This window comes from Pantoea sp. 22096 (assembly GCF_052045955.1).
Classification (GTDB): Bacteria; Pseudomonadota; Gammaproteobacteria; order Enterobacterales; family Enterobacteriaceae; genus Pantoea; species Pantoea alfalfae.
Window position 1 is genome coordinate 369453 of sequence record NZ_JBQEPW010000003.1, and the last position, 18018, is coordinate 387470.

Genomic DNA, 18018 nt, shown 5'->3' on the forward strand with positions numbered 1-18018 from the left:
GCGCAACGCTGACATCTAAGTCAAATAACAGGGTATTGTCGGTAAATGAGGATCGCGATACAACTCCTGAGGAGTGGAATGATCAATTTCAGATGACTCAGCCAGATAAATCCGAGCCGATAACCGGCTGCTCTGGACGCTAATGCTGTCCGATGCGGCGGTTTGCCCTCTGGCGGCACAATGAGCGCTCCTGCTATAATCTGCCACCACAGGCATTCCGCCTGTTTTCATTTCTGCCCCGACATCTTTTTTCCTGTCGAACAGGCGCAGACATTTTTGGCACGGATAGCTGTGTTTCACGGATAAACCAACTCTGTTTGCGCTTACCCACGCTGCCCAGGCCAAAAATGACAAGTGGATAACCCTTTGGATCTCATATGTTAGATAGCTTACTTGTCATTCTGTTGCTGATCGTAATCAGTGCCTTTTTTTCTCTGTCAGAGATATCGCTGGCGGCCGCCCGTAAGATCAAACTCAAACTGCTGGCCGATGAAGGCAATGTTAATGCGCAGCGTGTGCTTAAAATGCAGGAAACGCCGGGCATGTTCTTCACCGTGGTGCAGATTGGCCTTAACGCCGTCGCCATCCTGGGCGGTATTGTCGGCGACGCCGCCTTTTCACCGGTTTTCAGCGGCCTGTTTAACCGCTTTGTCTCGCCAGAACTGGCAGAGCAGCTCAGCTTTATCTGCTCTTTCACCATCGTCACCAGCCTCTTTATCCTGTTCGCCGACTTAACGCCGAAACGGGTCGGCATGGTCGCCCCGGAAACCATCGCGCTGCGCATCATCAACCCAATGCGTTTCTGCCTGCTGGTGATGCGTCCGCTGGTGTTTCTGTTTAACGGCCTGGCCAACGTCTTCTTCCGTATATTCAAACTGCCGATGGTGCGCAAAGATGACATCACCTCTGACGACATCTATGCCGTCGTTGAAGCGGGTGCCCTGGCGGGCGTGCTGCGTAAGCAGGAGCATGAACTGATTGAAAACGTGTTTGAGCTGGAATCACGTACCGTTCCCTCTTCCATGACCTCGCGTGAGAATATCGTCTGGTTTGATCTGCATGAAGATGAAACCAGCCTCAAGACCAAAATCGCTGAGCATCCGCATTCTAAATTTCTGGTCTGCAGCGGTGATATCGATCATATCGTCGGTTATGTCGACTCTAAAGAGCTGCTGCTGCGTGTGCTGGGCAATCAGAGTATGGCGCTGAACAGCGGCCTGCAGATTCGCTCTGCGCTGATTGTGCCGGACACGCTGACCCTCTCCGAAGCGCTGGAAAGTTTTAAAACCGCTGGCGAAGATTTTGCGGTGATCATGAACGAGTATGCGCTGGTCGTGGGCATCATTACCCTGAATGACGTGATGACCACGCTGATGGGTGACCTGGTGGGACAGGGCATGGAAGAGCAGATTGTGGCGCGCGATGAAAATTCATGGCTGGTTGAGGGCGGCACACCCATTGATGACGTAATGCGCGTGCTGGACATTGATGATTTCCCGCAGTCAGGCAACTACGAAACCATCGGCGGCTTTATGATGTATATGCTGCGTAAGATTCCGAAGCGTACTGATTTTGTGAAGTTTGCTGGCTACAAGTTCGAGGTGGTGGATATTGATAGCTATCGCATCGACCAGCTGCTGGTGACCCGCATCGACGAACGACCGCCGGTACTGAGCATGACGAAAAGCGAAGAAGAGTAGAATGACTCAGGGCCAGGTTCAGACTGTCAAATAAAATAGTCTGACGGGCCAGACACTAAGGGCGCCATCGGCGCCCTTGATATTAGTTGAACTCAAGCTTGAGACGAACGACCTGGCGGTTAATTTCTGACATCACGCTCAGATGCTGTTTGTCTTTAACGCGCGGGATTAAGACTTTCCCTTTATCGAACTCGAACGCGCCAACGTCCTTGATATACAACCTTCCTTTGAACAGCGTTTTTACATATTTCGCTATTTGTAGCGGATTATAGCGCTGGAAGATCTTCATAGTGACTAACTCCTGTACATTTTTAAAGCACGCTTCGCCGTTTCCAAATTTGGTTCCAGCCCATGAAGCGCGAATTCGCGATAACTATAGAACACTAAAATCGACTGGTGTTCCGAAAAGTGAATTTTTTTACTGAATTGACACATCATTACAGAACACTCTGTTATCAGCGTCATACAAGACAGTATAAACCTTCATTGGTTAAGGAATTGTGGTGTCCATAACAAACCTGACACCTTTCCATGACAGGCGCATCATCCCTGCTTACTATTGCAGTAAAATGACTAACTGGTCCGATCACTCAAGGAAATAGCAATGCGAAACATTCTGACCGCGGTGGCGCTGTCTTTGCTGATACCAGCAAGCGTGATGGCCCATGACCTCAGGCTGGGATCACGAGTCCCCGCCATTGGCGTCAACGATAAGGGCGAACTGTTATTACAGCAGAAGAAGTTTAGCTACAAAAACTGGAATAGCGCGCAGCTTAGTGGAAAAGTTCGCGTGGTCCAGCATATTGCTGGCCGCTCCTCCGCTAAAGAGATGAATGCGGCACTGATAGAGGCGATCAAGGCCGCGAAGTTGCCGCACGAGCGCTATCAGACCACCACTATCGTAAATACCGATGACGCCATTCCCGGCACCGGCATGTTTGTGCGCAGCAGCGTTGAGACCAACAAGCAGCAATATTCCTGGTCGCAGTTTGTCATCGACAGCAAGGGCAATGTGCAGCATGCCTGGCAGTTACAGTCGGGCGGTTCCGCCATTGTGGTACTGGATAAACAGGGCAAGGTGAGATTTGTGAAGGATGGATCGCTGACGCAGGATGAAGTGACAAAAGTGATGGCGCTGCTGGCCTCACTGCTGAAAGAGTAATCGCTGAAATCCCGGCGGTCACAGAGCGACCGTCGGCATTTCATAAGCCTGCAAATTCAGACAGCATTAAAACAGTGAGACGCGGAAGCCAGGATTAAGAAAGGATTCGCGCGGCGCGTAGTCCAGGGTTTTACCCTGCCAGTCATGAACATGGGCGCCAGCGGCCATCGCCACGGCATGACCCGCGCCGGTATCCCAGATGTTGGTTGGCCCGAAACGGGGATAGAGCTGGGCTTTCCCTTCCGCCACCAGGCAGAATTTCAGAGAAGAGCCGGTGGCGACGGTCTGATGTTCACCCAGCTGTTTCAGGTACTCTTTCATCTCGGCGTCATCGCCATGTGAGCGGCTTACCACCACCAGCGGAGGACGCGCGTCACGGGCATGAATCTGCTCACGCTGACCGCCCTCCTCTTTCCACGCTTTGCCATCTGCTGCGGAGTACATTACGCCCAGCACCGGCGCGTAAACCACGCCCATCACTGGCTTGCCCGCTTCGATCAGCGCAATATTGACGGTAAATTCGCCGTTACGCTTGATGAACTCTTTGGTGCCATCCAGCGGATCGACCAGCCAGTAACGCTGCCAGTGCTGACGCACCTCCCAGGCAGGGGGATCTTCTTCTGACAGCACCGGGATTTCAGGCGATAACTGCTTCAGGCCCTGCATGATAACGTGGTGCGCCGCGATATCTGCGGCGGTCACCGGTGAATCGTCCGATTTGTGAGAAACGTCAAGCGGCGCGGCATCGTTATAGACCTGCATAATCGCGTCGCCCGCTTCGCGTGCCAGTTGGCAGATTTGCTCTAACATTTTTCACCTCGTTGTGTCTGTCTGCTGCGGGATAGGTTCACCCCAGCTAGTGACATTTTAGCAGTTCAGCCTGCGGTGCTCATGCACAGGCAGGCTGACCCATCAATTTATAGATATATCAATACCATAGTTACACGCTTATCGCTACGCCTGCGCCGATGCGCCTCCGGCGTATAAGAATCCGCCGCTGGCTGATGCACCAAAACGTTATATCCATCACGATTTAAAATGACTATCTGTCATGCTTTTACATTATTTTGAGAGCCTTAATTTAATTTGCAGCAGGAGCAAGCATGTTTAAGCCCGGAATGATGTTACTGGCCCTGAGCGTTTCCGTCGCCACCCAGGCCGCAACGGTGGATTTGCGGATACTTGAAACCACCGATCTGCACAGCAATATGATGGATTTCGACTATTACAAAGACACGCCAACCGCGAAGTTTGGGCTGGTGCGAACCGCCACGCTGATTCACACTGCGCGCCAGGAGGTGAAGAACAGTCTGCTGGTCGATAATGGTGACATCATCCAGGGCAGCCCGCTGGGTGACTATATGGCGGCCAAAGGGTTACGTGATGGCGAGATTCATCCGGTCTATAAGGCGCTCAACACCCTGGATTACAGCGTCGGCAACCTCGGTAATCATGAATTCAATTATGGCTTGCCCTACCTGAAAAAAGCGCTGGCAGGCGCCCGCTTTCCTTATGTGAACGCCAACGTGATTGATGTGAAGAGCGGCAAGCCGCTGTTTACCCCATATATCATCAAATCCACCACGGTGGTTGATCGTGAGGGGAAAACACAGACCCTGAAGGTTGGCTATATCGGCTTTGTGCCGCCGCAGATCATGGTGTGGGATAAAGCCAACCTGCAGGGCAAGGTACGGGTCGATGACATCACCGAAACGGCACGCCGCTACGTGCCTGAGATGCGTGCGCAGGGTGCCGATCTGATTATTGCTATCCCTCACTCCGGCCTGAGCAGCGAGCCGTATCACACGATGGCGGAAAACTCGGTTTACTATCTCAGCCAGGTAGAAGGCATCAATGCCATCCTGTTTGGTCATGCACATGCAGTCTTCCCCAGTGAGGAGTTCGCCGCCATTAAGGGTGCAGACATCGCTAACGGCACGCTGAACGGGATTCCGGCAGTGATGCCAGGCATGTGGGGCGATCATCTGGGTGTGGTCGATCTGGTGCTGAGCAATGAAGATGGACACTGGCAGGTAAGCAGTGGCAAAGCACAGGCGCGGCCAATTTATGACATCGCCGCAAAGAAATCACTGGCCGCAGAGGATCCGACGCTGGTAAAAGTGCTCGCTGACGATCACCGCGCAACACGGGAGTTTGTGGCGAAACCCATCGGCAAGTCCGCCGATGTGATGTACAGCTATCTGTCGCTGGTTCAGGACGACCCAACCGTGCAGATCGTCAATAATGCTCAACGCGCCTATGTGGAGCACTTTATTCAGGGCGATCCGGATCTGGGCCGACTGCCGGTACTCTCCGCTGCTGCGCCGTTTAAAGCGGGCGGACGTAAAAACGACCCATCAAGCTACACCGAAGTGGAGAAAGGCGCGCTGACCTTCCGTAACGCCGCCGACCTTTATCTCTATCCCAATACGCTGGTGGTGATGAAAGTCACAGGCGCACAGGTCAAAGAGTGGCTGGAGTGTTCTGCGGGCCAGTTTAACCAGATCGATCCACACAGCAGCAAAACGCAGTCGCTGATCAACTGGGATTTCCGCACCTATAACTTCGATGTGATCGATGGGGTAAATTACCAGATCGATGTGACTCAACCCGCGCGCTACGACGCGGAGTGTAAACTGATCCACCCGGATGCTTCACGTATCCGCCAGCTTACCTGGCAGGGTAAGCCCGTCGATCCGCAGGCCACTTTCCTGGTCGCGACCAATAACTATCGCGCTTACGGCGGCAAGTTTGCTGGCACCGGGGATAAGTACATTGCCTTTGCTTCGCCGGACGAGAACCGGGCAGTGGTTGCGGCTTATATCAGCGCGGAAACCAAAGCACACGGTGAAGTGCAGCCGAAGGCGGACAATAACTGGCGTCTGGCACCGATTACCGCATCCACCCCGCTCAATATTCAGTTTGAAACGGCACCGGGTGATAAGGCGACCAACTTTATTCAGCAGCATGCGCAATATCCGCTTCAGCCCAAAGGCACAGATGCGATTGGCTTTGCGCTGTGGCAGGTGAATTTACAGCAAAAATAAGGCGGGAGAAAAACGCTGCAACCGGATTGGTTGCAGCGTCCGGGTATTACAGAATTTCCAGCAGTTCGACTTCGAAGATCAGGGTGCTGAATGGTGGGATAGAGGCACCCGCACCGCGCTCGCCATACGCGAGGTTCTGTGGGATCACCAGTTCCCATTTTGAGCCAACCGGCATCAGGGTCAGTGCTTCGATCCAGCCAGGGATAACACCACTTACCGGGAATTCAGCCGGTTCGCCACGGGCAACCGAGCTGTCGAATACGCTGCCGTCGATCAGTTTGCCGGTGTAATGAACGCGTACGCGATCCTGACGTGATGGGATTGGACCTTCGCCCTGAGTAATCACGCTGAACTGCAGGCCTGATTCGGTGCTGCTCACGCCTTCACGCTGCGCATGTTCCTGCAGGAACGCCTGACCTTCTGCTGCCATGGCTTCGGTGCGCTCACGGCGCACGCCTTCTGCACGTTCGTGTACTTCACGCAGTGCGCGATGAACCACGTCAACCGGTACGGCCGGTGAGTTCCCTTCCAGCGCGTCGCGCAGACCCGCGAGCAGTGCTTCTGGTTGCAGACCCTGCAGACCAGATTCCAGCAACTGCTGGCCAACCTGTAAACCAATACCGTAACTTGCTTGTGCTTCGACGCTGTCGAAAGAAGGGGTAGTCATCTTCGTTCCTTTCACTCTCGGATAAATTCGAACCGGCAGCATAGCAGTGCAGGCCGCTGGCGTAAAATGCCCTGCGTCGCAGATGACTTTTACTGATGAAAGAGAAACAATAGAGCCGTCAAATTTATCAATGCTGGCAGGCACTTCGCGCCGGTATTGCCCATACTATAACTATCGATGGGGATCACCCCGTCTGTAGCACCTGAATAAGAGAGTAAACATGGGCCAGATTGCCCCACGCCGCCGCAGGATGCGTGCACAACATATTGTAACCCGGCTACAGACCTGGCTGGCCGCACGCAGGCCGCAGCAGCCTGCCGGAGAGGAGGAACCCCGAATGGCTTCAGACGCGTCATCCCGCCTGCCGAGCTGGCTACAGCGTATCTGGCATTTTACCGACCACATTCGCTGGATGGATCCGCTGCCAGCGCCGCACCGCCGGGGCATCGTAGCTGCCCTGCTGGTGATACTGGTGGCGTTTCTCTGGCCCGCCAGTACATTGCGCTATCCGGTTGAGCAGCCTGTTACACCCTCGGCTGAGAAGGAGGTACCGATGCAGGCGGATATTTATGAAAACAACGGTACCCGCCAGCCTTCATCCTCACAATCTCAGCAGACGCCAAAAGCCGATTCTCAGGGGGAATGGCGTAACCTCACCATCGCTTCCGGTCAGACGCTGGCGCAGTTGTTCCGTGACAACAGTCTGCCGGTCAATGATGTGTTTGCGATGGCGCGGGTAGAGGGTAGCGATCAGCCGCTCAGCACACTGAAAAGTGGTCAGCAGGTAAAAATCCGTCAGGATGCGCAGGGTGCAGTAACAGGTCTGACGGTGGAGGGCGCTAACGGCCCGGTGCTGTTTACCCGTCAGCCCGATGGCAGCTTTATTCGCGCGCAGTAATGCGAACAGCGGATAAACAAAGGTATAAAAACAAAAACGCCGGCACAGGGCCGGCGTTGATGTCGTGCTTAGTTAATCAGGATTAACCAGCAACAACTTTCACGTTCAGTTTAGCGAAGACTTCGCTGTGAACCTGGAAGCTTACTTCATGCTCACCGGTAGTGCGCAGAACGCCGTTCGGCAGACGAACTTCGCTCTTAGCAACTTCAACGCCTGCTGCAGTCACTGCATCAGCGATGTCGCGGGTACCGATTGAACCGAACAGTTTACCTTCATCGCCTGCTTTAGACGTGATGGTTACCGTGCCCAGTGCATTGATTTTCTCAGCGCGTGCAGTTGCTGCAGACTGAACGTCAGCCAGTTTGGCTTCCAGTTCAGCACGGCGTGCTTCGAAGAACTCAACGTTTTTCCTGGTGGCAGGAACAGCTTTGCCCTGTGGTACCAGGAAGTTACGAGCGTAGCCCGCTTTAACGTTAACCTGATCACCCAGGGTGCCAAGGTTTGCTACTTTATCAAGCAGAATAACTTGCATTACCTTATCCTCTTAAAGTCGTTAATGGACAGTTGCCGATTACTGATGACGATCAGTGTACGGCAGCAGAGACAGGTAACGCGCACGCTTGATGCAGCGAGCCAACTGACGCTGGTATTTTGCACGAGTACCGGTGATACGGCTCGGGACAATTTTACCGCTTTCGGTAATGTAGTTTTTCAACGTTGCGATGTCTTTGTAATCGATCTCAACAACGCCTTCCGCGGTGAAACGGCAGAACTTGCGACGACGGAAATAACGTGCCATTAGGCTAGTCTCCAGAATCTATCAATTCAATCTGCTCGGCATGGAACACCACTTTGCTCTGGCCATTTCGTGCCTGATGGCAACTAATGAAACCGTCGAGTGTGAGTTGCGTGCCGACCGTTATATGTTGAGTAATCACCTGATGGGCGCTGCCGCTAATAATAACAGGCATACGACACCAGGCTTGCCGGTGAAACCCGGCCTCCTCCTGCACTGAGCGGTGCTCAAGCACGAACTGACAGTGAGGAATTCCTGACGGGCTAACTCTTCGAACCGGTGTCCTGCACACAGTGCCTGACAGGCGAAGTCGATTGACCGTCACGATGGATTACTCTTCAGAATCCCCAGCATCTGACTCATCAGCGGATTCGTTAGCAAAATCTTCGCGACGATCACGACGCTCATCTTTCGCTTTAACCATCGGCGATGCTTCAGTTACCGCGTTTTTAACGCGCATAACCATGCTACGGATAACGGCGTCGTTGAAGCGGAAGTTCGTTTCCAGCTCATCGATCGCTTCCTGCGGCGCTTCAACGTTCATCAGAACGTAATGCGCTTTGTGCAGTTTGTTGATCGGGTAAGCCAGCTGACGGCGGCCCCAGTCTTCCAGACGGTGAATCGTGCCTTCTGCACCAGTGATAGCACCAGTGTAACGCTCGATCATGCCAGGAACCTGTTCGCTCTGGTCAGGATGAACCATAAATACGATTTCGTAATGACGCATCGAAATTGCTCCTTACGGATTATTCAGCCTCCTGTCGGGGTCAACCGCGGCCCATGGAAGCAAGGAACGTTATAGGCTGTGTCCCACAAAGGTTCGCTGTGACGAGCGTTTGTGGGACACAGCCTGAGAATGCGGCTGAAAAATTGACGCGTAATCATACTGGTGACGGCCCGTGAACTCAAGCGCACATTTAAACAAATTGCCGATAGCGTGCCAGATACCGTGGCTTTTTGTGCTAATGGCGTGAATACAGCGGGTTAATGCCGCTTTGTTCAAAAACGCTGACGAAGAGGTTCAGAGGAACGATCTGGCGATACTATGCTCAGTCGCTAAACTGAATAAAGACGCGACGATTCGCTTCGTGGCGTCATTCAGAGTGTGTTCCCTGAAGTGAGGAGTCGGGCATGAAAACGTTCGTCATCGCCACTTTACTGGGTCTCTTCCTGTCTCCACCCGCTCTTGCCAGCTATGCTGACTGTGCGCAGCAGATGAGAAGTCACAGCAGCGAAGCGGCATCGGGTTATGTCTACGTTAACCGTCTGGATACGCCGGAAAGAAACCCGGTCAATGCGCCTGCCAGAACAGCAGAAAAATCGTCTGCACACTGGTAAGTGCCGGTAAGTTTACGGGCGGCAGAGTTCTTCTACGCCCGTTCATTTTTCAAAGCTGATCTTTAAAAAAGCTGACCAGCGCCGTCAATGCGGATGGGGTGATCTTATGCCCAATCTGCTTTTCCGATAGCGTGGTCAGATGCTGCGCCAGCCCGTTTTCACGCAGTGCGCGCTCCAGTCGGACGCTCTCCGCCCAGGGCACCACCTCATCCGCCTCGCCGTGCCATAACAGCAGCGGTCGGTTTGCCAGTGCCTGCAGACGATTGCAGGGATCATAGTCCGCCAGCGGTGCCATGCGGGCCGCAAACTGCGCCTTCTGCTCTGGCGTGTCGGCCACCAGCGGCGGAAAGAGCGACTCGCTGAGCTGCATAAAATAGCCCGATCCCATCATGCAGGCGACACTTTGAATCTGTGGATAACGCGCCATCGCACCCAGCGCCGTCATCCCGCCCATCGACGCACCTGCCACGGCGAAATGCCCGTCAGCGATCAGATTCTTATTACGCAGCGCAGTCTCCAGCAGCGGCAGCTCATCAATGTTCTGCTTCAGTATTTCCCAGAAGCGGCCCAGGCGTGCTTCGGCATCACCGTGAAAACGCGCGCCGTGCAGCTCGGCATCCGGCATGACTGCACGAAATCCCGCCTGCGCCAGCGCAACGGCGAAGTAGGCGTAGACCTCTTTTGATGAGGTGAAGCCGTGATAAAACAGTACGGTCGGCAGCGGCTGATTCCGCTGTCCGGCAGGCGTGGCGTGCAGGCATTCGATACCGGCCAGCGTTTCTGTGGTGAGTTCAATCATGGTCTCTCCTGAGCGGGGGCAAGGCGTGCCGTTCAAGTGTACGTTCTGCAGGTTAATTTGCGAAATTCCCCGCTGCGCTTAGTTATGCTTTTCCACGCTAAACTTTTTCCGCAGCGTGCCGTTGATCGTGTATTCCCCTAACTTGATCAAAGGTAATTTATGAAGCGTCTCTCTCTCAGCGGACTGAGTCTCGGAGTTAAGCTGTCTGTACTGACGTCTCTCAGCGTAGCGCTGCTGTTGCTGGTACTGACCCTGACTCAAAGCCACAACGCCTCGCGTCAGCTGGAAAATCTCGCCATTGATGATATGCACAACCAGGTGCAGGGCATCTATGAAATGACTACCATGTTTAACGCCACCCTCACCGAAGAGGTGGCTCACTACACCGATTTGTTTACCAGTTTCCTGCCCAGGCGCTTTAGTCTGGATGAAAGCTCGCGGGTGCAGGTGGGTACCATTTCGACGCCGGTGCTGCGTGCTGGATTAAAAACGCTGAACCTCGATCAGACCGCGGTTGACGATTTCACCGACCGCACTGCCGCCGTGGCGACCATTTTCGTGCGCGATGGTGATGATTTTGTCCGTGTTTCAACCTCGCTGAAAAAAGAAGATGGCCGTCGCGCCATCGGTACGCAGCTGGACCGCAGCGGTGCCGCCTGGAAGAGTGTTCACCAGGGCGAAGTCTACCGCGGCCTGGCCACGCTGTTCGGCCATCGCTACATCACGCAGTATCAGCCGGTAAAAGATGAGAGTGGCAAAGTCGTCGCCATCCTGTTTGTCGGTGTTGGCATTGATAAGCAGTATGCCCTGATGCGCGAGAAAATCCTGGCGCGCCGGCTGGGCGACAGCGGCCATTTCTATGTGCTCAACGGCACGCCAGGCAAGAATCAGGGCGAGTATCTGTTCGATCAGCACAATGAAGGGAAACGGCCAGACTGGGATGACGCGACACTTCAGCCCCTGCTGACGCAGCCGCAGGGTATGCAGCAGGTGGAGATCAACGGTAAACAGCAGATGCTGGCATGGCAGCAGCTGCCGGGCTGGAACTGGGTGATTACCGGTGAAGTTAACCGTGCCAGCCTGCTCGCCCCGATTACCCACAGCCGTAACCTGTTCCTGATTACCGGACTGATTCTGGTGGTGATCTTCGCACTGGGGTTTGTCTGGTACAGCCGCCGGGCGATTACCCGTCCGCTACAGCAGGTGATCCATCTGGCGGAGCAGTATGCCGCCGGAAATCTGCAGGTCCATATGGATACCCGCCGTCGTGATGAAGTCGGTCAGTTGATTATTGCGATTAACGGCATTGGCGATGGGCTGGAAAAAATCGTCGGCCAGGTGCGCGGCGCGGCGCAGGAGATCAGCGACGGCACGGACACCATCGCGGCCAGCAGCCATAACATCAGCGAGCAGATCGGGCGTCAGGCCAGCAGCGTGGAGCAGACCTCTGCCAGCATGGAGCAGTTTGGTGCCACGGTCGAACACACCGCTGACAGCCTGCGTCAGGCGATGTCACTGGTGGCCGAAGCCAGCGATATCGTCAGTCATGGCAGCCAGACGGTGGTGCACTCGGTTAACACCATGTCGGCCATTAAGGTGTCATCGCAAAGCATTGCGGATATCACCCATGTGATTGAGTCGATCGCCTTCCAGACCAATATTCTGGCACTGAATGCGGCCGTTGAAGCGGCACGAGCCGGTGAACAGGGCCGTGGCTTTGCTGTGGTGGCTGCAGAAGTGCGTGCGCTGGCACAGCGTTCCGCGCAGGCCGCCAAAGAGATTGATGGATTGATTGCCACCTCTATCAGCAACGTGGCGGAGGGACACCAGCTCTCTGAGCAGACGCGTGATGCGATGACCAACATTGTGACCCACATCGAACAGGTGCAGGCGCTGATGGGCGAGATCAACGTGGCAGCGCAGGAGCAGGCGGCGGGTATCGGCCAGGTGAATCTGGCGATGAACCAGATCAGCCAGGCAACCCATCAGAACAGTGAACTGGTGGCACAGGCAGAACACAGCGCACAGAACCTGAGTGATAAAGGGCATCACCTGACTCAGCTGGTCAGCGTTTTCAGCCTTAAATCCTGACGTCATTCAGGACGATGACATACACTTATTGTTTCGTCCTGAACAGGGGTTTGGCTATGCGTTCCGCTTACTTACTGATAATCAGTCTGTTGCTGGCAGGCTGTTCCGCGCTTGAAACCACGCCAAAAGCCCCGCCTGCGCCAACCCAACAGGCGCAGGAAATTTCACGGGCACAGAGTGGCGGTTTGCCGAAGCTGGGTAACATTACCGTTAACGTGCATGGCTCACCGGATGATGCCCAGCGGGCCATCGCCGCCCAGGCTAATCAGGCTGGCGCGGCTTACTATCAGATCGTGATGCTAAGCGAAACCGTGATGCCCGGTTTATGGTACGCCAGCGCAATTCTGTATGGTGCCTCACCGGCCACAGGCGCGGGCCAGTAACCGGTCAGTTACTGCAGCCTCAGACGGGTGTGAACCCCGCTGGTCGAGCCACTGCTGGCACCACGCATCCGCCAGCGGTGGCTCACTGTATTTCAGTAGCTGAGCGCCTGTCGCCAGCTGCAGCAGCGCGTGGGTGACGTCGCGCGCCTGCTCTTCGGGAACGTTCTTAAGCCTCAGTCGCAGCTGACGCCAGCGCGTATCGAAATGACGATTACTCCCTTTTACCGCCTCAAACTCCTGACTCAGCATCTCAGTCACCTCTGCGTGACGGGCGAGTACGCGCAGAACGTCAAGACACATCACATTGCCCGATCCTTCCCAGATGCTGTTGACCGGCATGTCACGATAGAGGCGCGGCAGCTCACTCGCTTCGCAGTAGCCGATGCCCCCCAGCACTTCCATCGATTCCGCCACAAACGGCGCACCCGCTTTGCAAATCACATATTTTGCCGCTGGCGTAAATAAACGGGCAAAGGCGACCTCATGCGGTTTGGCCGGTTGTGACCAGGCACGAGCCAGCCGCATCAGCAAGGCGGTTTGCCCCTCAAGCTGCAGCGCCTGCTGTGCCAGAACCTGACGCATCAGTGGCTGATCCACCAGATTTTTTCCCATGACCTGACGCTGATGGGCATGCCAGATCGCCACTGAGAAGGCACGCCGCATCTGGCCATGACTGCCGAGCGCGCAGTCAAAGCGCGTCATACCGGCCATTTTCAGGATCAGTCGTACGCCTTCGCCCTCCTCACCCAGCAGCCAGCCGGTCGCGTCGCGAAATTCCACTTCGCAGCTGGCATTTGAGCGATTGCCCAGCTTATCTTTGAGCTGCTCAAGCTGGATGGCGTTGCGTGACCCATCGGGCAACAGACGCGGCAGGAAAAAACAGCTTAATCCCTCGGGCGTCTGGGCCAGGACCAGATGCGCATCGCTCTGCGGCACTGAGAAGAACCACTTGTGACCGGTCAGTCGGTAGGCTTCTCCCGCGCCGCGCGCACCCAGCGGCTCGGCACGGGTGGTGCTGGTAAGCAGATCGCTGCCGCCCTGCTTTTCTGTCATGCCCATCCCGATCAGCAATCCGCGTTTCTGGTCGCCAGGCTGTGTATGCGTGTCGTAGCGGTCGCTGAGCAGCGGATCGAGCCAGCTTTCAAACGCGGCGGGCAGATAAGTCTGCAGCAGCGGAATGGCGGCGTGCGTCATGGTCACCGGGCAGAGCGTACCCGCATCTACCTGTGCGTGCAGAATAAAGCGTGCAGCGCGCGCTACGCTGGCCTGTTCACGCACCGTCGGTTGCCAGCTGAGATTGTGCAGACGACTGGCGCAGACGCCCTGCATCAGCAGGTGCCAGGCAGGATGAAAGCGAATCTCATCCAGGCGCACGCCACGGGCATCGTAGCGCAGCAGTTCAGGCAGTTCAGCGTTGGCGAGTCGGCCCAGCTCCAGCGACTCGGCGCTGCCCAGCTGGCGGCCGACTGACGCCAGCCATTCCCCATCCCATCCGGCGCCTTCGCGTGACAGTGCCTCACCAAGCGGCGTGTCGGACAGGAACAGGTTACTGTTGCTCAGAGGATGGGGCTGATTAAAAACGGTGTGTGTTGTCCAGGTCATAACCACTCCTCGCGGATGTCACTCAGTAAGTATACCCGTCGTCTTTCAAGCTGCATTTTTGTTGGCTGCGTTCACTCACCCGAATCACTTACTCATGTAAGCTCATCGGGATTCGTTCTCTTGCCGCCTCAATGCAACCCGAAATCCTTTGGGTATATACGAATGACGCGCAGTTATGCCTGGTACAGAAACTAATTTGTGGCGAGGATCACATCGGGGATTAGGCGTTGCGCTGACGCACTGCTTCAAACAGGCAGACACCGGTTGCGACCGAGACGTTGAGTGAAGAAACACTGCCCGCCATCGGAATGCTGATCAGCTCATCGCAATGCTCGCGGGTCAGACGACGCATGCCTTCGCCTTCCGCGCCCATTACCAGCGCCATCGGACCGGTCATTTTGCTCTGGAAGACGGTATGGTCCGCTTCACCTGCGGTGCCGACCACCCAGATGTTGTACTCCTGCAGCAGGCGCAGTGTACGCGCAAGATTAGTGACGCGAATCAACGGCACATTCTCTGCCGCACCGCTGGCCACTTTTTTGGCCGTGGCATTCAGGGGAGCAGAACGATCTTTGGGCACGATAATCGCATGAACACCGGCCGCATCGGCGCTGCGCAGGCAGGCACCCAGGTTGTGCGGATCGGTAACCCCATCCAGCACCAGCAGGAAAGGCTTCTCCAGGCTCTGCAGCAGATCCGGCAGGTCGCCTTCCTGATACTGACGACCCGGTTTTACCCGTGCCACGATGCCCTGATGCACACCGCCTTCAACCTGGCTATCGAGCCACTTACGCTCGGCCAGTTGAATCACGATCCCCTGAGCTTCCAGCGCGGTGACCACGGGTTGCAGGCGACGATCGTCGCGGCCTTTGAGGATAAAGACTTCCTGGAAACGTTGTGGATCACGTTCCAGCAGCGCCTGCACGGCATGGATACCAAAAATAATTTCGCTCATCGATCTGCTCAGTGGTTGGAAATGAATAAATGACCGCCCTTTCTGCGGAAAGAAAGGGCGGGTATGCGCACTCTATTACGCTCAGCCTTCAGGCTCAGCTTTTTTTCTGGCGCGCTTCGCCCGGGTGGCGGCGGCGATTTTACGGGTTTTTTCCGAGACGTTTTTACTTTTTTTCTCGGTATTCGCCACGGCTGGTTTGCCCTTGTCACCCCGGAATGCAGCATCCGGCTCGAAGTTGGACTTTTTGTTCACGTTACGACGACGCTTCGCTGGCGCGTTGTCTTCACGCTTCGCCCGATCACGCGCGGTTTTACCCTCACCACGCACCTGACGCTGGCTGGAGATAAGAGCGAAGTCGATTTTACGCTCGTCCATATGGACCGCTTCGACACGTACTTCAACGGTGTCACCCAGACGATAGGTACGGCCGCCCGATTCACCAATCAGACGCTGACCTACCGGGTCAAAACGGTAGTAATCGTTGTCGAGGGTTGAAACGTGGACCAGTCCGTCGATGAACAGATCGCTCAGGCGGACAAAGAAGCCAAATCCGGTCACGCTGGAGATAACGCCGTTGAAGACGTTGCCAACCTGGTCCTGCATGAAGTCACACTTGAGCCAGTCCGCGACGTCGCGGGTTGCTTCATCGGCGCGACGTTCGGTCAGGGAACAGTGCAGACCCAGTTGCAGCATCTCCGGCATCTCGTAGTGATAGCCGCCGGTTGCTGTCGTCATATCTTTGGCGACGCTGCGCTCTCTCGGCATCAGGTATTTGATGGCGCGTTGTACCAGGCCTTTACCTTCATCCTGCTCTTTTGCCAGCAGATATTTGATGGCGCGGTGCAGCGTCAGATCCGGGTAGCGGCGAATTGGCGAAGTAAAGTGCGCATACGATGAGAGTGCCAGACCAAAGTGACCGCGGTTTTCCGGATCGTAAACCGCCTGCTTCATCGAACGCAGCAGCATGGTTTGGAGCATCTCTGCATCAGGACGATCGGCAACCTGCTTCAGCAGCGCCGCATAGTCGACAGGCTGCGGTTTGTTGCCGCCTGGCAGAGTCAGTCCCAGCTCGTTTAGCACGGTACGGAAGCTCTTGATGCTCTCATCGGTCGGGCGATCGTGATCGCGGAACAGTGCCGGTTCCTGATTTTTCTCAACGAAGCGTGCTGAGGCGATGTTCGCCAGGATCATGCACTCTTCGATCAGCTTGTGGGCGTCATTACGTGACGCGCGCTCAACACGTTCAATACGGCGCTCGGCGTTGAAGATGAACTTCGCTTCTTCCGTTTCAAACGAGATACCGCCGCGCTCTTCACGTGCAGCATCCAGTACCTGGTAGAGGTTGTGCAGCTCTTCAAGATCTTTGACCAGCGGTGCATACTGCTGACGCAACTCTTTGTCGCCCTGCAGGATGTTCCAGACTTTGTTATAGGTCAGACGCGCATGGGAGTTCATCACCGCTTCGTAATGCTTAAAGCCGGTGAGCTTACCTTTAGTCGAAATGGTCATCTCGCACACCATACAGAGTCGATCGACCTGCGGGTTAAGCGAGCATAAGCCATTCGACAAGACTTCCGGCAGCATCGGCACAACCTGCGACGGGAAGTAGACTGAGGTGCCGCGCTGATGCGCTTCGTCATCCAGTGGCGTACCCGGACGGACGTAATAGCTCACATCGGCGATAGCGACCCACAGACGCCATCCGCCACCGCGTTTTTTCTCGCAGTAGACCGCATCATCAAAGTCACGGGCATCTTCACCATCTATGGTGACCAGCGGCAGTTTGCGCAGATCGACGCGGCCTTTTTTGGCCTCTTCCGGGACGTCTTCTTTCAGCTTGCTGACCTGAGCTTCCACTTCTGGCGGCCAGGTGTGCGGAATTTCATGGGTACGCAGCGCCATATCAACGGCCAGGCTGGTGCCCATATCATCGCCCAGTATCTCAGCCACTTTACCGATCGCTTTGGTGCGACGGTTCGGACGCTGGACCAGCTCAACCACCACCACAGAACCCATGCGGGCATTCATCGTCTCTTCAGGCGGGATGAGGATATCAAAACTCAGGCGACTGTCGTCAGGCACCACAAAGCCGGCACCCGCATCGGTAAAGTAGCGGCCAACGATCTGATTGTTGCGCGGTTCCTGCACGCGGACCACGCGCGCTTCGCGGCGGCCTTTGCGATCGGCACCCAGCGGCTGCGCCAGGATTACGTCACCGTGCATACAGAATTTCATCTGCTCTGCGGAGAGGTAGAGGTCATCTTTCTGACCTTCTGCCCGCAGGAAGCCGTAGCCATCACGATGGCCAATGACTTTACCCCGCAGGAGATCAAGACGTTCTGGCAGCGCATAGCATTGACGGCGGGTGAACACCAGCTGACCATCACGTTCCATGGCGCGAAGACGGCGACGTAGCGCCTCAAGGTGCTCTTCTTCGTGCAGATTCATCTCTTCAGCCAGCTCTTCACGGCTGGCTGGTTTTTCACGTTTTTCTAACAGAGCCAGAATAAATTCACGGCTTGGAATAGGATTTTCGTATTTTTCAGCTTCTCTATCCTGAAAAGGATCTTTTGACATAGC

The 18018-nt window shown here is 55.4% G+C and carries 18 protein-coding genes; 7 read left to right on the forward strand and 11 right to left on the reverse strand.

The features are described from left to right. Positions 1 to 377: 377 nt before the first annotated feature. A complete protein-coding gene (locus tag ACTJKZ_RS14365) occupies positions 378 to 1700 on the forward strand; it encodes a hemolysin family protein (RefSeq protein ID WP_013359164.1) in 1323 nt (440 codons plus the stop codon). An 82-nt stretch (positions 1701 to 1782) separates the two neighbouring features. Here ACTJKZ_RS14365 and ACTJKZ_RS14370 read toward each other — a convergent pair whose 3' ends face one another. Beyond that, entirely contained in the window at positions 1783 to 1989 is a 207-nt protein-coding gene (locus ACTJKZ_RS14370; RefSeq protein ID WP_003855513.1) for a DUF1107 domain-containing protein, read from the reverse strand. A 315-nt stretch (positions 1990 to 2304) separates the two neighbouring features. Here ACTJKZ_RS14370 and ACTJKZ_RS14375 point away from each other — a divergent pair, with 315 nt between their 5' ends. Then, complete coding sequence (locus tag ACTJKZ_RS14375) at positions 2305 to 2862, forward strand: YtfJ family protein (protein ID WP_253420173.1); 558 nt, start codon at positions 2305 to 2307, stop codon at positions 2860 to 2862. A gap of 66 nt (positions 2863 to 2928) precedes the next feature. Here the strand turns inward: ACTJKZ_RS14375 and cysQ are convergent, their stop codons facing one another. Then, positions 2929 to 3672, reverse strand: a complete 744-nt coding sequence (gene cysQ / locus ACTJKZ_RS14380; RefSeq protein WP_161734855.1) for a 3'(2'),5'-bisphosphate nucleotidase CysQ — start codon at positions 3670 to 3672, stop codon at positions 2929 to 2931. Between the two features lie 293 nt (positions 3673 to 3965). Here cysQ and ACTJKZ_RS14385 point away from each other — a divergent pair, with 293 nt between their 5' ends. After that, a complete protein-coding gene (locus tag ACTJKZ_RS14385; protein WP_161734858.1) occupies positions 3966 to 5909 on the forward strand; it encodes a bifunctional 2',3'-cyclic-nucleotide 2'-phosphodiesterase/3'-nucleotidase in 1944 nt (647 codons plus the stop codon). Between the two features lie 46 nt (positions 5910 to 5955). Here the strand turns inward: ACTJKZ_RS14385 and fklB are convergent, their stop codons facing one another. Continuing rightward, complete coding sequence (gene fklB, locus ACTJKZ_RS14390; protein ID WP_010256433.1) at positions 5956 to 6576, reverse strand: FKBP-type peptidyl-prolyl cis-trans isomerase; 621 nt, start codon at positions 6574 to 6576, stop codon at positions 5956 to 5958. Positions 6577 to 6796: 220 nt separating this feature from the next. Here fklB and ACTJKZ_RS14395 point away from each other — a divergent pair, with 220 nt between their 5' ends. Continuing rightward, positions 6797 to 7474, forward strand: coding sequence for a LysM-like peptidoglycan-binding domain-containing protein (locus ACTJKZ_RS14395; protein ID WP_161734861.1), 678 nt, complete (start codon positions 6797 to 6799; stop codon positions 7472 to 7474). A gap of 82 nt (positions 7475 to 7556) precedes the next feature. On the opposite strand, the gene rplI is transcribed toward ACTJKZ_RS14395, so the two are convergent. From rplI to rpsF, 4 genes are read right to left on the reverse strand one after another with little or no spacing between them, the layout of a single operon-like run. Continuing rightward, entirely contained in the window at positions 7557 to 8006 is a 450-nt protein-coding gene (gene rplI / locus ACTJKZ_RS14400; protein WP_161734864.1) for a 50S ribosomal protein L9, read from the reverse strand. Between the two features lie 39 nt (positions 8007 to 8045). Then, complete coding sequence (gene rpsR / locus ACTJKZ_RS14405) at positions 8046 to 8273, reverse strand: 30S ribosomal protein S18 (RefSeq protein ID WP_002210155.1); 228 nt, start codon at positions 8271 to 8273, stop codon at positions 8046 to 8048. Between the two features lie 4 nt (positions 8274 to 8277). Beyond that, complete coding sequence (priB, locus tag ACTJKZ_RS14410; RefSeq protein WP_013359169.1) at positions 8278 to 8595, reverse strand: primosomal replication protein N; 318 nt, start codon at positions 8593 to 8595, stop codon at positions 8278 to 8280. 6 nt (positions 8596 to 8601) lie between these two features. Then, positions 8602 to 8997, reverse strand: coding sequence for a 30S ribosomal protein S6 (gene rpsF, locus ACTJKZ_RS14415; RefSeq protein WP_003855334.1), 396 nt, complete (start codon positions 8995 to 8997; stop codon positions 8602 to 8604). A 404-nt stretch (positions 8998 to 9401) separates the two neighbouring features. On the opposite strand from rpsF, the gene ACTJKZ_RS14420 reads away from it, so the two are divergent. After that, positions 9402 to 9608 (forward strand): hypothetical protein, encoded by a 207-nt coding sequence (locus ACTJKZ_RS14420; RefSeq protein ID WP_013359170.1) that lies wholly within the window; start codon positions 9402 to 9404, stop codon positions 9606 to 9608. Positions 9609 to 9657: 49 nt separating this feature from the next. On the opposite strand, the gene yjfP is transcribed toward ACTJKZ_RS14420, so the two are convergent. Beyond that, positions 9658 to 10407 (reverse strand): esterase, encoded by a 750-nt coding sequence (gene yjfP / locus ACTJKZ_RS14425; RefSeq protein ID WP_161734867.1) that lies wholly within the window; start codon positions 10405 to 10407, stop codon positions 9658 to 9660. Positions 10408 to 10566: 159 nt separating this feature from the next. Between yjfP and ACTJKZ_RS14430 the strand changes: the two genes are divergently transcribed. After that, positions 10567 to 12498 (forward strand): methyl-accepting chemotaxis protein, encoded by a 1932-nt coding sequence (locus tag ACTJKZ_RS14430; RefSeq protein ID WP_440829758.1) that lies wholly within the window; start codon positions 10567 to 10569, stop codon positions 12496 to 12498. A gap of 56 nt (positions 12499 to 12554) precedes the next feature. After that, entirely contained in the window at positions 12555 to 12881 is a 327-nt protein-coding gene (gene bsmA, locus ACTJKZ_RS14435; RefSeq protein ID WP_033734041.1) for a biofilm peroxide resistance protein BsmA, read from the forward strand. Here the strand turns inward: bsmA and ACTJKZ_RS14440 are convergent. The 3 genes from ACTJKZ_RS14440 to rnr form a co-directional block, all read right to left on the reverse strand. Continuing rightward, on the reverse strand, positions 12855 to 14483 hold the full coding sequence (locus ACTJKZ_RS14440; RefSeq protein WP_253420180.1) for an isovaleryl-CoA dehydrogenase: 1629 nt from the start codon (positions 14481 to 14483) through the stop codon (positions 12855 to 12857). The two genes, bsmA and ACTJKZ_RS14440, sit on opposite strands and share 27 nt — an antisense overlap. Positions 14484 to 14703: 220 nt before the next feature. Beyond that, positions 14704 to 15438, reverse strand: a complete 735-nt coding sequence (gene rlmB / locus ACTJKZ_RS14445; protein ID WP_161734880.1) for a 23S rRNA (guanosine(2251)-2'-O)-methyltransferase RlmB — start codon at positions 15436 to 15438, stop codon at positions 14704 to 14706. Between the two features lie 81 nt (positions 15439 to 15519). After that, positions 15520 to 18015 carry a ribonuclease R gene (rnr, locus tag ACTJKZ_RS14450; RefSeq protein WP_161734883.1) on the reverse strand — a complete coding sequence of 832 codons (2496 nt, stop codon included), beginning with the start codon at positions 18013 to 18015 and terminating at the stop codon, positions 15520 to 15522. Positions 18016 to 18018 lie beyond the last annotated feature (3 nt).

Excerpts from the sequence above, each read along its gene's own strand:
- ACTJKZ_RS14440 (WP_253420180.1), bottom strand. The coding sequence starts at position 14,483 with ATGACCTGGACAACACACACCGTTTTTAATCAGCCCCATCCTCTGAGC.
- rlmB (WP_161734880.1), bottom strand. The coding sequence starts at position 15,438 with ATGAGCGAAATTATTTTTGGTATCCATGCCGTGCAGGCGCTGCTGGAA.
- ACTJKZ_RS14375 (WP_253420173.1), top strand. The coding sequence starts at position 2,305 with ATGCGAAACATTCTGACCGCGGTGGCGCTGTCTTTGCTGATACCAGCA.
- rpsF (WP_003855334.1), bottom strand. The coding sequence starts at position 8,997 with ATGCGTCATTACGAAATCGTATTTATGGTTCATCCTGACCAGAGCGAA.
- ACTJKZ_RS14385 (WP_161734858.1), top strand. The coding sequence starts at position 3,966 with ATGTTTAAGCCCGGAATGATGTTACTGGCCCTGAGCGTTTCCGTCGCC.
- ACTJKZ_RS14430 (WP_440829758.1), top strand. The coding sequence starts at position 10,567 with ATGAAGCGTCTCTCTCTCAGCGGACTGAGTCTCGGAGTTAAGCTGTCT.
- ACTJKZ_RS14420 (WP_013359170.1), top strand. The coding sequence starts at position 9,402 with ATGAAAACGTTCGTCATCGCCACTTTACTGGGTCTCTTCCTGTCTCCA.
- yjfP (WP_161734867.1), bottom strand. The coding sequence starts at position 10,407 with ATGATTGAACTCACCACAGAAACGCTGGCCGGTATCGAATGCCTGCAC.
- ACTJKZ_RS14395 (WP_161734861.1), top strand. The coding sequence starts at position 6,797 with ATGGGCCAGATTGCCCCACGCCGCCGCAGGATGCGTGCACAACATATT.
- ACTJKZ_RS14365 (WP_013359164.1), top strand. The coding sequence starts at position 378 with ATGTTAGATAGCTTACTTGTCATTCTGTTGCTGATCGTAATCAGTGCC.
- rplI (WP_161734864.1), bottom strand. The coding sequence starts at position 8,006 with ATGCAAGTTATTCTGCTTGATAAAGTAGCAAACCTTGGCACCCTGGGT.
- rpsR (WP_002210155.1), bottom strand. The coding sequence starts at position 8,273 with ATGGCACGTTATTTCCGTCGTCGCAAGTTCTGCCGTTTCACCGCGGAA.
- ACTJKZ_RS14370 (WP_003855513.1), bottom strand. The coding sequence starts at position 1,989 with ATGAAGATCTTCCAGCGCTATAATCCGCTACAAATAGCGAAATATGTA.
- rnr (WP_161734883.1), bottom strand. The coding sequence starts at position 18,015 with ATGTCAAAAGATCCTTTTCAGGATAGAGAAGCTGAAAAATACGAAAAT.
- fklB (WP_010256433.1), bottom strand. The coding sequence starts at position 6,576 with ATGACTACCCCTTCTTTCGACAGCGTCGAAGCACAAGCAAGTTACGGT.
- bsmA (WP_033734041.1), top strand. The coding sequence starts at position 12,555 with ATGCGTTCCGCTTACTTACTGATAATCAGTCTGTTGCTGGCAGGCTGT.
- cysQ (WP_161734855.1), bottom strand. The coding sequence starts at position 3,672 with ATGTTAGAGCAAATCTGCCAACTGGCACGCGAAGCGGGCGACGCGATT.